Origin of the sequence: Eubacterium segne (assembly GCF_014287775.1) — a bacterium.
Taxonomy (GTDB): domain Bacteria; phylum Bacillota; class Clostridia; order Lachnospirales; family Lachnospiraceae; genus Eubacterium_G; species Eubacterium_G segne.
This window is the reverse complement of record NZ_JACOOZ010000008.1, coordinates 16,820-29,969: the sequence shown is the minus strand read 5'-3', so window position 1 is coordinate 29,969 and position 13,150 is coordinate 16,820. Positions and strand designations below refer to the sequence as shown.

12 protein-coding genes are annotated in these 13,150 nt (G+C 35.1%); 1 reads left to right on the top strand and 11 read right to left on the bottom strand.

The genetic code is table 11. The annotated features are described in order from the left end of the window. Positions 1-6: 6 nt before the first annotated feature. On the bottom strand, positions 7-189 hold the full coding sequence (locus tag H8S00_RS10890; protein WP_118589754.1) for a helix-turn-helix domain-containing protein: 183 nt from the start codon (positions 187-189) through the stop codon (positions 7-9). Positions 190-395: 206 nt separating this feature from the next. Between H8S00_RS10890 and H8S00_RS10885 the strand changes: the two genes are divergently transcribed. Further along, entirely contained in the window at positions 396-719 is a 324-nt protein-coding gene (locus tag H8S00_RS10885) for a helix-turn-helix domain-containing protein (protein ID WP_021951955.1), read from the top strand. A gap of 154 nt (positions 720-873) precedes the next feature. On the opposite strand, the gene H8S00_RS10880 is transcribed toward H8S00_RS10885, so the two are convergent. From H8S00_RS10880 to lon, 10 genes are all read right to left on the bottom strand, one after another. Beyond that, positions 874-2,526 carry an ABC transporter substrate-binding protein gene (locus H8S00_RS10880; RefSeq protein ID WP_118589755.1) on the bottom strand — a complete coding sequence of 551 codons (1,653 nt, stop codon included), beginning with the start codon at positions 2,524-2,526 and terminating at the stop codon, positions 874-876. A 115-nt stretch (positions 2,527-2,641) separates the two neighbouring features. Continuing rightward, positions 2,642-3,346, bottom strand: coding sequence for a hypothetical protein (locus tag H8S00_RS10875; protein WP_021951953.1), 705 nt, complete (start codon positions 3,344-3,346; stop codon positions 2,642-2,644). A gap of 13 nt (positions 3,347-3,359) precedes the next feature. Continuing rightward, positions 3,360-4,784 carry a sensor histidine kinase gene (locus H8S00_RS10870; protein ID WP_118589756.1) on the bottom strand — a complete coding sequence of 475 codons (1,425 nt, stop codon included), beginning with the start codon at positions 4,782-4,784 and terminating at the stop codon, positions 3,360-3,362. A gap of 17 nt (positions 4,785-4,801) precedes the next feature. After that, positions 4,802-5,455, bottom strand: a complete 654-nt coding sequence (locus H8S00_RS10865; RefSeq protein WP_021951951.1) for a response regulator transcription factor — start codon at positions 5,453-5,455, stop codon at positions 4,802-4,804. A gap of 8 nt (positions 5,456-5,463) precedes the next feature. After that, positions 5,464-6,690: a radical SAM family heme chaperone HemW gene (gene hemW, locus H8S00_RS10860; RefSeq protein WP_118589757.1), complete on the bottom strand. Its 1,227-nt coding sequence runs from the start codon at positions 6,688-6,690 to the stop codon at positions 5,464-5,466. Positions 6,691-6,747: 57 nt separating this feature from the next. Further along, entirely contained in the window at positions 6,748-7,836 is a 1,089-nt protein-coding gene (locus tag H8S00_RS10855) for a hypothetical protein (protein ID WP_118589758.1), read from the bottom strand. Further along, a complete protein-coding gene (gene lepA, locus H8S00_RS10850) occupies positions 7,836-9,650 on the bottom strand; it encodes a translation elongation factor 4 (protein ID WP_021951949.1) in 1,815 nt (604 codons plus the stop codon). Before lepA ends, H8S00_RS10855 begins: the two co-directional genes overlap by 1 nt. A 60-nt stretch (positions 9,651-9,710) precedes the next feature. Beyond that, positions 9,711-10,232 (bottom strand): DUF4364 family protein, encoded by a 522-nt coding sequence (locus tag H8S00_RS10845; RefSeq protein ID WP_021951948.1) that lies wholly within the window; start codon positions 10,230-10,232, stop codon positions 9,711-9,713. Between the two features lie 2 nt (positions 10,233-10,234). Next, a complete protein-coding gene (yihA, locus tag H8S00_RS10840; RefSeq protein ID WP_021951947.1) occupies positions 10,235-10,822 on the bottom strand; it encodes a ribosome biogenesis GTP-binding protein YihA/YsxC in 588 nt (195 codons plus the stop codon). Positions 10,823-10,826: 4 nt separating this feature from the next. Beyond that, positions 10,827-13,142 (bottom strand): endopeptidase La, encoded by a 2,316-nt coding sequence (gene lon, locus H8S00_RS10835; protein ID WP_118589759.1) that lies wholly within the window; start codon positions 13,140-13,142, stop codon positions 10,827-10,829. Positions 13,143-13,150: the final 8 nt, after the last annotated feature.

Genomic DNA, 13,150 nt, shown 5'->3' with positions numbered 1-13,150 from the left:
CCTACCTTACTCCATAAACTCTTCCGGTTTGACATTTAAATAAAAGCACAATTCCAAAAACTCTCCTGCCTCTAAAGGTTTAATCTCTCCCCGCAGTTTTCTCTCGTCTATTCCGGTATCTTTCGAAATTTGAAGAAAGGACAAATTATTAGATTCTATGTATTTTGAAACTTTTTCTGAAACGCTCAATGTTGTACCCCATTTCTTAACTTCTAAGACTTTTTTACTTATATAGCATTATATTCTTATTTGTAAAGAATTTCAATTCTAACTTTTCTCAATTAGTAAGAATTTGTTGACGCATATTTTGGGGTAGGATAAGATAAAATTTATAATATGATGTAAGTGTCCAAAGCATAACATCTATAATTTCTATTTTGAAAGGAATGTTTTAAATGAAAAATGAAATGATAGCAAAGGTGCTAAAAAAATATAGAAAAAATAACAAACTGACAGTTAATGAAGTGGCTGAGCTGTTAAATGAAAGGTCTTTAACAGTAGCTACCAAAACAATTTACGGATGGGAAAGCGGACAGGCTCAACCTGATGCCGACACTCTTTTAGTTCTTTGTGAAATATACAACATTGATGATATTTTAGGCACCTTCGGTTATAGTGATAAAAAGCAGTTTCATATTACCAATCATGAGCGGGAATTAATTGAAAAATACAGACAGCATCCTGAATTACAGGATGCTGTGGATAAACTACTAAGCTAATGGGAAAAAGCGTACTTAAACAGATCTCTGTCAGAGTTTTTAAGTAAATGAAGTATCAGTCGGACTGTTAATAGTCTTGCTGTTAGTTTTTATGCCAAAATAGGCTGCCGCTAATGCGACAGCCTATTTTCGTTAATCTTGTGCTTTTCTATTTTTATTTTCCATACAATTTCTTAAATGCATCTTTTAACTGTTTATCTGCTGTAACAATTTTTCCATTTATTTTGCTGTCCCAGTCAGATAATCTTGATTTTACACTGTCTGCCCAGTTCTTTTCAGTAAACCATGCACCGGCAACCTGCTGATCACCACATCTTAACCACTCTTCCATGGTCTTTACCGTATCTCCCTTTTCAGTTACTGTTGACGTCCAGCATTTATCAATTACATCCCAGTATCGTCCTTCATTCCATATTTTTAACACCTCATTAAATCCATCTTTATCTTTATAGGATTTATGTGCAGGCAAATCATTCCACATTTTCATTTGTTCATCATAATCTGTTCCTGTTACAACAGGGAAAGAATCTCCTGCTGCCGATTTTATTTGACCGTTATCACTCCACTTTTGGTCATAAATTGCCTTTCTTGCATCTGTAGAAGCTGTCCAGAAAGAAGCAAAGGTATAGGATATATCACGCTTTAACTCTTCCTCTTTACTCCATTCCTTATTTTTATCATCCAGTGCATAATTGTGTACACATATAGGATCCATAATTATTTTAATTGTATTTTCACAATAATCCGTAGAAGGATATGGATATATGTCCCAATCTGCTGATTTAATATATGAAGGGCTATCCTTTGCATCCTCATCAGCACCTGATGTTAAATACCATGGGTCTTCAAAATTTATTAATGTTCTGTTGTTTGTAAAATACGTCCAGCTGTATCCACCATTTTCCTTAACTATATCTTTTGTTATTTTTCCTGAACCGGCTGCCACATCTATAGACTTTTCAGCCCATTTAGGCAGATATTTAAGAAGTGACTTTACCTGTTCACTATTTAACTCAACCTTATTTTCTTCTAAAATCTTCTTATTTATATTATCTGTTCCAAGCTCCAAAACTTCTATAGGTGTTCCCTTTGATCCCCAGAACTCCTTACAATCTGCCTTAGAAATAAATCTTGTAAACTGGTCAATATTCCAGTCAGGCTTTGGAACATTTATATTATTATCCTGTGCCAACGCCTTATTGACCCAAATTCCTCCCGGAATTGTATATGACGGGAGACCTCCCTGAAATCCATCATAATTAATGCTTTTCATAAGACTTTCATTGTATTTTTTATATGTTTCGTCATCCTTATAAACTGACAAATCTGCAACCAGCCCCTTCTTTATATCCCCGGTTACGTCTGTTGATGCCCATACATCCGGATATTTTCCATACTTTGCCTGAAAGTTTTCCATTTCCTGCTCCCATGACTGAGTGTTATACTGATCCGGATCACCAATTTTTGACCACACATTAATTTTTATTCCCGGATAAACCTCATTAAATTTCTTTGCCACTGCATAAAGCTGGGCTACATTTTGTGCCACAATTTTTGTAGGGTCTGAAAGCTTCTTACCTGCAGTGCTTTTAGGATTTCCGATGTCCTCATAATATTCACCGTCACCGGACCATACCATTACGGAAACTTCTCCTTTGACATTTTTATCCAGTCCTGTCGTAATCTGAATTTCATCAGTGTTATCCTGTCCACTATCCTCCACTTTTTTGCCTGAACATCCACCTAGTAATGACATTCCTATAATTCCTGCCATTGCCAATATAAGCATTCTCTTACCTTTTCTCATAATTCCTCCTTATAAAATCAATTATGCGATTTCTTTAACACTTATATGGTAATATGCCGGCATTAAAAAAAGCTCTAAAAAAATGCAAAATTTTTGCAAAAATTAGAGCCTTCTCTTATTCTCCTAAAACTAACTTTCCACCACAATATTCCTTATTTTTGTAATCATACATTATCACAATATACTTTTCATTATTTCTAAAAGGAATATAAAATTTATCACCATGCCAGAAAATTTCTTCCCCATTGAAGTCACCCATTATTTTCTTTATGGTATCCAATTTAGGTGATACCATATTTTCTTTTATACATCCCTTAAGTATTGCATTTATCAGAGAATAAAGCTCTGAGCCGGTGCTGTCTCTGTCGTCCTGTACTTTTACAAATCCCTCTTCCCTTTCACCTGCATTATTGATTTCCACCATACTTTTTTGAAACTCTATTGCCCTGTTTTTTTCATTGATAAAAACATTAATTTCCTGAGAATTATCCTTTAACTTAATAATGTAGCTGTCACCATTGGTATAACCTGTTTTTTCAGTCCGGGTATCCATAGCATATTCCTTTATAATCTCATCTGTTATGGCACTGAACTTATTAAAATTCTTAACTTCTTTATAGCTACCGGTTATAATGCATTCACTGTTAAAAACCTTACGCTCTAAGCTGATGTCATTATCTAACTGTAAAAATGTGCTTCCAACCTTGTTAATTCTTGTTTTTTCTTCATGGGATGCATATATATTTATAGCTTCAACACCTGCTACCACTATTATCAGTGCTGCTAAGATTGTAACTATATTCGATATATTCTTTTTCATATATTTAACCTCATCAATCTAAATCATAAACAGGAAGTGTTACTGTAACAAGGCAGCCCTTACCTATGTCACTGGATATTTCTATTTCACCATTACTTAATTCAATAATCTTTTTACACAGTGCAAGACCTAAACCTGCCCCACCACTTTTTCGTGTTCGTGATTTGTCTACCATATAAAACGGTTCCATAACCTTCTTTACATCTTCCTTCGGAATCCCTATGCCATAATCCTGAATCTTTATTACAACCTTATTATTTTCCACAGACATACTTACATCCATTTCACCATTTTGCGTGGTAGCCTTAGCGCCATTATCTAAAATGTTATAAAAAACAGATTTAATTAAATCCTTATCAACCATAACATTTTTATTTACAATCTTTTTATTTATCTTTATATTACTTTTTTCCAAAACAATTTGTTCCGATAATATTACTTCATCCAGAATATTGCCTATATCAACACATTCACCCTTCACGTTTTTTTCTTCTATTTGTGCTAATTCCATTAGCTTCCCTGACATTGTTTTTAACCTTAATGCCTCTTTATAAATATACCCTGAATATTCCTTTATCTGTTCTTCCGTAAGATTCTGCTTAATAGTCAGTATATCCGAAAATCCTAAAATTGCAGTCAGAGGAGTTTTCATTTCATGAGCCATGTTGTCAATAAATACCTGCCTGCTTTCTATCATTTCTTCCTTTGCCCTGTTATCATCTGCTATTTTTTCGGACATCTGATTAACATCTTTTGTAAGCTCTGTAATTTCATTATTCCCCTTTACCTCAAGCTGTCTTCCATAATCTCCGTCAGATATACTATGTATTCCCCATTGAAGTTTTTTTACAGGTCTAAGTAAAAATCTGATAGTTACTAAAAGAATAATTCCCGAAAGCAGGGAAAATACTATGGTAAGTACCTTCAGCCTGTCCCTTTGAGCAAAATAAGCCCCGTAAATATGTGTAATATCATACTCCGTGTCGCATTTTATTTTTCTGCCATAAATACTGTTTTCAGATTCCATTATAAGAAAATAATAATCACTTTTGTGTACTATTTCATATCCTGCATATCTTTCCTGTTTAATCATATTCTTATTAACTATGTCATCTGAGAAGTCATAGTTATTCATTATGTTTTCCCCGTCCATACTTAATTTCAACCCATAACCTAAATCCTCAAATCTTTCATAGGCGGCTTTATATGCCTCTAAAAATTCGTGATCACTTAAAATCGATTTGGTTTTTTCCTGCATCTGTCGTTGCACTTCAACATTTACTGATGCCATAACATTTTCGTGGAACTTTTTGGAATTATTTATTTCTGCATCTATCTGATATTTATACTGGTTTCCAATTAGTAAAAGTCCCATTGCCAGTGTAAAAACCGTAACAATGAACATTGTCACTATAAATATTCTCTGCCATATCTTCATATGCCACTCCTATTGATTTAACTGTACAGGCAGTATCCTACCTTTGGAATAGTAACTAATTTTTCTTTTAATTTCATTTTCTTTCTTACCTGCTGCACATGGGTATCCACTGTTCTTGTTTCTCCCACAAAATCATATCCCCATATTTCTGCCATTAACCGCTCTTTCCTTATAACAATATCCTTATGCTTTAAGAAAAACACTAAAATATCAAACTCTTTTGGAGTAAGATTAATAATTTCATCATTACAGGTTACCTGATGTTTAGTAATATCTGCCTTAATATCGTGGTATTCAATTACATCCTCTTCATTATGATATCTTCTTAAAACCACTTCCACTCTGGCTAAAAGTTCCATTGCCTCAAAAGGTTTTAGTATGTAATCCTCCGCCCCTAACTTAAGTCCGTGAACCCTGTCCACTACATCCTGTTTTGCAGTTATAAATATAGTTGGAATTTTTAAGGGTTTTATATACTTCATTAAGGAGAAGCCGTCTATTCCCGGAAGCATGACATCTAAAAGAATAAGGGAATACTTATTATTTTCTATTTTTTCCTTTGCAGCTATTCCGTCATACACTTTATCGCAGGAATAATTTCCCATATCCAGCGTAACTTCTATCATTTTTGCAATACTTTCATCATCTTCAACTACCAGTATTTTGTTCATAGAGCCTCCTACAGTAAAAATTCAGACATTGCATAATTACTTACATCTATTCCCCTGTCTGTAAGCATTATCCTATTATCATTTTTCTTTAATAATCCCTGACTTATTAACTTATCTGCCACATTACCATAAACTGTCTCAAATTTTCTTCCAAATTTTTCTTCAAATTCATCCACAGATATTCCCTCCATCATTCTCAGTCCCAAAAACATAAATTCTTCCATCATATCTTTATTGCTAAGTTTCTGGATTTTTCCCTGAATCACAGTAAGAGGGTCTTCCTGAATATCCCATATATCATCCTGATAAATAGTCTCTCCCCAGAAATTTTCATTCTCCTCCAAATTGCCACCTGACATAACAGAAATGTACTGACTTAAACCTGCGATGTTGCTATATCTGGTATTTTTATATAACGATGCCGCCCCTAATCCAAATCCCAGATAATCCTTTCGTTTCCAATATCCTATATTATGCCTGCATTCATATCCCACCTTGCTGTAGTTAGATATTTCATATCTCATATAACCTGAATCCTTTAGGAATTTTCCGGTTTCATAGTACATTTCCCGCTCCGTATCCTCATCAGGTAATATGCTATATCCTGCATTCTCTGCTGCCTCCACCCTGTCATAAAGCGGGGTTTCCTCCTCCACAATAAGACTGTAAGCAGAAATATGTTCAGGATTTAAGTCTGTCACTTTTTTAAGAGTCTCTCTATAGCTTTCAATGCTTTGTCCCGGAAGTGCACTCATTATATCTACATTTATATTAGAAAATCCTGCCTCTCTGGCTAACTTATAACTTTCCAAAAACTTATCAAAATTGTGTATTCTTCCAATTGCCATAAGTTCATCATCATTAGCTGACTGCAAACCTATACTTATTCTGTTTATCCCTAAATCCTTATAGTATTTCAATTTATACTTATCAAGAGTTCCCGGGTTACATTCAATGGTAATTTCTGCATTCTCATCCACCACACAGTTTTGTCTTATGGCATCCATTATTTCTCCAATATATTTTCCTTCTAATATGGAAGGAGTACCTCCACCGATAAATATTGTATCGACAAGGTACCCTTCCATTCTATCCTTACTTAATTTAATTTCATTAATTAATGCAGAAACATACTCTCTTTTAGTTACCGAATCCCCTCTCATAGATAAAAAGTCACAATAATCGCACTTCTTAGCACAAAAGGGTATATGAACATATATTTCTAATTTATCCATAATTATAATTGCCTTTCTGTATAAGAGACCATTTTGATTTTCTTGTAATAAACTGATTTAGCGCCCCGGTGACCTTCGTAATACCCAATGGGGTGCAATCTGCTGTGGCGACTCCTCATATTCATTATTTTTATCATAAATGATATCTCTATATGAAGTTCCTGCTGCATTAAAGCACAGTTTAAATTTTACTGCTCCTTCCCCATTATAATATATTTTTATTACAAGGGGAAACTGTGTCAACAATTTGTTGATATCATTTTGAATTGCTGAAATGTTCTCCATATCCGGGATTCCTACAATATTTCCATCGTCATCACTTTTTATACATCCGTTTACACCCTGCTTTGTATGTACCGTGAAATAAGTTGCAATATTGCATACTTCCTTTTTATAATTGAGCAATAACTCGTTTACATAAGAATCGTTTCCCTCATAACCCGAAAAACTCTTTGGATTTGCAAAATTAACTACTTTAACTTTAATCCTTTTTTGCACCCCATTGTGTGCCCTTAAATAAACATAGCACGTTCCTTCTTTATCAAAGGAAGTAATTTTCCCCATCTTATTTACCTTCACTAGAGAAATATCACTGCTACTCCATATAACTTCTTTAGAAAACGGTTTTGCCTTTTTATTTTTAACCTTTCTGTCAGGATTAATGAATACCTGATACTCATTTTCGCTACATAGTCCTATACTAATAGGACTATTTCCCAAAATAAATACTTCTCCGGCATTTACTAATCGGTCATTAATTCTATAGGTTCTCCCTGACACCCGGTAGGATTTTTTACTAAACTTTTTCTTCCCTTTGTGTACTTTAAAAGATGACACTTTGTATTTATACACTTTATGGACTTTTAATTTTTTGTCAATCCAACAGGTCTTTTCATTATTAAAAACCGTCTTTATACTGACATATTTTTTCTTTTTACTGCTATATCTGTATATCCTATAACCATCGGCTTTTTTTACCTTACTCCATTTAATTTTTAATGCTGTTGTAATATACCTTTTAACTACAACATTCTTTGGTGTTTCGGCTTTAATGCTTTTGGCATAAGTTAATGTGTTTACATTAGCAGATATAATTACTGTAAACAATAAAACTGTGCAGTATGATATTATCTTCTTATAGTACATTACTCCTCATCTAATTTCAAAACCGCCATAAATGCTGACTGTGGTATTTCCACATTTCCAACCTGGCGCATACGTTTCTTTCCTTCCTTCTGCTTTTCTAACAGCTTTTTCTTTCTTGAAATATCGCCACCATAACATTTAGCAAGCACGTCTTTTCTCATTGCCTTAACTGTTTCTCTTGCAATAACTTTACTTCCTACTGCTGCCTGAATCGGTACTTCAAAAAGCTGTCTTGGAATTTCATTCTTCAGTTTCTCGCACATTTTTCTGCCACGCTCATATGCTGAAGCCTCCGGAACTATAAAGGATAGTGCATCCACCTCTTCCTTATTTATAAGAATGTCAAGCTTAACTAACTTAGCTGTTTCATATCCTTTTAATTCATAATCGAATGAGGCATACCCTCTTGAGCGGGATTTTAATGCATCAAAGAAATCATATATTATTTCATTTAACGGAATATCATATTTAAGAAGTGCTCTTGAACCTTCCACATACTCCATTCCTATATATCGTCCACGTCTTTGCTGACACAATTCCATAATAGAGCCTATAAACTCTGTAGTTACCATTATTTCGGCACTTACAATAGGTTCCTCCATATGTTCTATTTCACTTGGATCCGGCAAATTAGTTGGGTTGGTAAGTTCTATTAACTCCCCATTTTCCTTGTATACCTTATAAATAACTGACGGTGCCGTAGTTACCAAATCAAGTCCGTATTCCCTCTCTAGTCTCTCCTGAACAATTTCAAGATGAAGAAGTCCTAAGAATCCACATCTGAAACCAAATCCTAAGGCTATTGATGTTTCCGGTTCGTATTTAAGGGATGCATCATTTAGCTGAAGTTTTTCCAAAGCATCTCTTAAATCAGGATATTTGGCTCCATCTGCCGGATATACACCACAGTAAACCATTGAATTAACTTCCTTATATCCCGGAAGTGGCTCATCACATGGTCTGTCTGCATCAGTTACGGTATCACCAACCTTGGTATCACGGACATTTTTTATACTTGCCGTAATATATCCAACCATTCCTGCTGATAATTCATCACAGGCTATAAACTGACCTGCTCCAAAATATCCTACTTCCACAACATTTGCTTTAGCTCCTGTTGCCATCATTTTTATATTCATTCCCGGCTTTACGGTACCCTCTTTTATTCGGCAAAATACAATAACTCCCTTGTATGAATCATATAAGCTGTCAAAAATAAGTGCTTTAAGGGGAGCCTCCGGATTTCCCTCCGGTGCCGGAATATTCTTAACAATTGCCTCTAAAACCTCACCACAGTTAAGTCCTGTTTTGGCTGAAATAAGTGGTGCATCCTCTGCATCAAGTCCTATAACATCCTCTATTTCCGCCTTTACCCTATCCGGGTCAGCTGATGGAAGGTCAATTTTGTTTATTACCGGAAAAACCTCTAGGTCATGGTCTAATGCAAGATAAACATTTGCCAGAGTCTGTGCTTCCACACCCTGTGCCGCATCAACTACCAATACTGCACCATCACAGGCTGCTAAGCTTCGTGATACCTCGTAATTAAAATCCACATGGCCCGGTGTATCAATAAGATTAAAAATATATTCCTCACCGTCTTTAGCCTTATAAACAGTACGAACTGCCTGAGATTTTATTGTTATTCCACGTTCTCTTTCTAAGTCCATATTATCAAGAACCTGAGCCTGCATTTCCCTGTTTGTAAGAAGCCCTGTCATCTCTATTATACGGTCTGCCAAAGTAGATTTTCCGTGATCAATATGAGCAATAATGCAAAAATTTCTTATTTTACTCTGATCTATATGCGACATATTTTCCTCCATCTCTTGTTTATTTTGCTGTTAAACTGACTTTACCTTTATGTGAAATTATTACGTCAGATTATCTAATACATATTGATATATTTTCTGGCTGGTGTCCTTGTCCTGCCAATTTGCACACATTTTTGAGGCAATATCCTTATCAGGAGTTGCAATATTAAGTTCAATTAATGTACTGTCTCCTTCTTTTACCTGACAATGTACAATATAATCTCCATTTGCAGCCCTGTAATAATCCGAAACGGTTCCTGCCTCATTTCTTAATTCATATTTATTCTCAATAAGGAACATATCCACATCATCAACTATCTGGTTGGGAATTTTATTCTCAAAAAACTTAAGACTTTCCCTTCCCTCGGAAGTTAAATGATAATAAGATGTATTTCTATTAACATTTAAAAACACAAATCCGTTTTCTATTAACTCATTAATGGAACGCTGAACGGAAAAATAAGTTGTGTACTCATTCTCCAGAAAGAACTGGGCAATCTGGGTATTAGTCAGTGGGAAATCCACCTTATTAAGCATATGCATTATAATTAATTTATATAAAGTTTCCGGTTCTAATGCCATTTCTAACTCCTTGTTATTTCTTCAATCAAATCAAGAATTTCATCTTTTCCCTGCTTTGTCTGAGCCGAAAATGGTAGTATCTTTGTTCCACCTACTACGTTTAAGCCTGTCCTTATCATTTTAACATGCTTTTGTATCTGGCTTCTCTTTATTTTGTCAAGCTTTGTTGCAATTATTATTGGTTCATATCCATTGGCTAATATCCACTGGTACATATTTATGTCATTAGCTGACGGCTCGTGTCTTATATCTATTAAAAGAAAAACTGCTTTTAACATATCCGAAGTATGAAGATAGTTTTCTATCATTACACCCCATTTTTCCTTTACTTCCTTTGACACACTGGCATACCCGTACCCCGGTAAATCCACAAAATACATTTCCTCATTAACATTATAGAAATTAATTGTCTGTGTTTTTCCCGGCTGGGATGATGTTCTTGCTAATGCCTTCCTATTTACAAGACTGTTTATCAGTGATGATTTTCCTACATTTGACTTACCTGCAAAGGCAATCTCCGGCATATTATTTTGTGGCAGAGGACTTGTAATTCCACATACCGTCTCTAAACTAACATTTTTTATAACCATATATTTACCTGCTCAGAGCCTCCTTAATAACTTCACTCATATGACTTACATATACAATTTTCAGACCTGAAGTTATTTCCTCTGAAATCTCCTTTACCATAGGTTCATTCTTTTTAGGGACTAAAACCTTCTTAATACCTGCATTTTTAGCAGCCAAAAGCTTCTCTTTTAATCCTCCTATTGGCATAACATTTCCACGAAGATTAATTTCTCCTGTCATTGCCACCTTACATTTTACCTTAATACCTGACACAGCTGACAAAATAGCCGTTGCCATGGTAATTCCGGCTGATGGTCCATCCTTTGGCACTGCCCCTTCCGGAACGTGAATATGTATATCATTCTCACTAAAGAATTCCTTATCCACACCATAATCCGCTGCAATACTTCTAACATAGCTCAGTGCAATTACAGCAGACTCCTTCATAACATCACCAAGCTGTCCCGTAAGCTTAAGTTCTCCCTTTCCCGGCATTGTATTTACTTCTATCTGAAGGGTAGTTCCACCTACAGCCGTCCAGGCAAGACCTCTTACTATTCCTATATCATCTGACTCATTTGCCAAATCTTCATCGAATTTCTTTCTTCCAAGATATTTTTCAATATTTTTTGATGTAACCTTTAAATGCTTTTTATTATTTTGAACTATATCTCTTGCTGCTTTTCTGCATATTTCTTCCAGTTCCCTTTGCAGCTGTCTTACACCGGCTTCCCTTGTGTAAAATCTTATAATACTGTTTATGGCCTCATCTGTTATGGAAAGATTTGACCTTTTTATTCCATTTTTCTCATATGCCTTCTTAATCAGATGTTCTTTTGCAATGTGGAACTTCTCATTTTCAGTATAACCTTCAACTTCAATCATTTCCATTCTGTCAATTAAAGGCTCCGGTATGGTATTTATATCATTTGCCGTGGCGATAAATAATACCTTTGACAAATCAAGGGGAACTTCCAAATAATTATCCCTAAAAGATGAATTTTGTTCTGAATCCATAACCTCAAGAAGGGCTGAAGCCGGATCTCCGTGATAACCTCTTCCCATTTTGTCTATTTCGTCAAACAGCATTAATGGATTAGCACTGCCTGCCATTTTAAGTCCCTTTGCTATTCTTCCCGGCATTGCTCCCACATATGTTTTTCTGTGTCCTCTGATTTCCGATTCGTCGTCCACGCCACCTAAGCTTATTCTAACATATTTTTTGTTTAAAGCTTCTGCAATTGAGTGAGCTATAGATGTTTTTCCTGTTCCCGGAGGTCCTATAAGACAAATAATGGGACTTGTGCCTTTAGCCTCCGTTAAATTTCTCACTGCCAAAAACTCCAGAACTCTTTCTTTTACTTTTTTAAGTCCGTAATGATCTCTGTCTAAGATTTCCTGTGCATTAGTCAAATCAGGGTTTTCCACTGTCTGATTATTCCAAGGCATATCCAGCATTGTGTCAATGTATGTTCTTATTACATTAGCTTCCGGTGCATTTCCACCAAACATTCTGTACCTTGAAAGTTCCTTCATTAACTTTTCCTTCACTTCATCAGATGCGTTAAGCTTCTCTATTTTTCCCTGCAATTCATCTGCATCTGCAGAGAAATCTTCCCCTAATTCTTCTTTTATAACCTGAATCTGTTCTCTTAAAATATGTTCACGCTGACTTTTGTCAAGTCTCTCTTTAACCTTCTCAATTATATCAGCTCTTATTTGTCCGATTTCATTTTCTTTTCTTAAAAATGACATAACTGTCTCAAATTTAGACACTAAGTCATTTTTTTCCAAATATTCCTGCTTTACTCTAAAATCTACTTTTATTCTTAAAAGTAACTGTTCCATAAGAGTTGACAGATTATTTATTCTCATAACATTTCTTATTCCCTGTTCCGTCAGCCCATGGTTTGTTGCATCATATTTTCTTATGGTTTCTTTTAATTCTCTTACAAAGGCCTCTTCCTCGTTTTCAGATAAAAGATTTTCCTCCTGTGGAATTTCCTTTATATCTCCCTCAAAATATTTCCCATCTTCATATAATGTGAGAATTTCAGCTTTATTCTTTGCCTCTACCATTACACTTGTAATTCCATCCGGCAATTTATTAAGTTGCTTTATTAATACAACAGTACCTATTTTGTATATTCCATCAAAACCCGGTGTTGATTCCACCGGGTCTTTCTGTGCTGTAACAAACAATCGCTGTCCCTGCATCATAGCAGCATTTGCGGCAGCAATTGATGATTTTCTACTAATGTCAAAATGAACTGTCGTTCCCGGCAATATGGTAAGCCCCCTAAGAGGTATAACCGGTATTTTAAAAGTATTTTCTGACATATTTTCTC

Bases quoted from the DNA above. Each gene is read 5' to 3' on its own strand.
- lon (WP_118589759.1), bottom strand. From the start codon at position 13,142: ATGTCAGAAAATACTTTTAAAATACCGGTTATACCTCTTAGGGGGCTT.
- H8S00_RS10870 (WP_118589756.1), bottom strand. From the start codon at position 4,784: ATGAAGATATGGCAGAGAATATTTATAGTGACAATGTTCATTGTTACG.
- H8S00_RS10885 (WP_021951955.1), top strand. From the start codon at position 396: ATGAAAAATGAAATGATAGCAAAGGTGCTAAAAAAATATAGAAAAAAT.
- yihA (WP_021951947.1), bottom strand. From the start codon at position 10,822: ATGGTTATAAAAAATGTTAGTTTAGAGACGGTATGTGGAATTACAAGT.
- H8S00_RS10865 (WP_021951951.1), bottom strand. From the start codon at position 5,455: ATGAACAAAATACTGGTAGTTGAAGATGATGAAAGTATTGCAAAAATG.
- lepA (WP_021951949.1), bottom strand. From the start codon at position 9,650: ATGTCGCATATAGATCAGAGTAAAATAAGAAATTTTTGCATTATTGCT.
- hemW (WP_118589757.1), bottom strand. From the start codon at position 6,690: ATGGATAAATTAGAAATATATGTTCATATACCCTTTTGTGCTAAGAAG.
- H8S00_RS10875 (WP_021951953.1), bottom strand. From the start codon at position 3,346: ATGAAAAAGAATATATCGAATATAGTTACAATCTTAGCAGCACTGATA.
- H8S00_RS10845 (WP_021951948.1), bottom strand. From the start codon at position 10,232: ATGGCATTAGAACCGGAAACTTTATATAAATTAATTATAATGCATATG.
- H8S00_RS10880 (WP_118589755.1), bottom strand. From the start codon at position 2,526: ATGAGAAAAGGTAAGAGAATGCTTATATTGGCAATGGCAGGAATTATA.
- H8S00_RS10855 (WP_118589758.1), bottom strand. From the start codon at position 7,836: ATGTACTATAAGAAGATAATATCATACTGCACAGTTTTATTGTTTACA.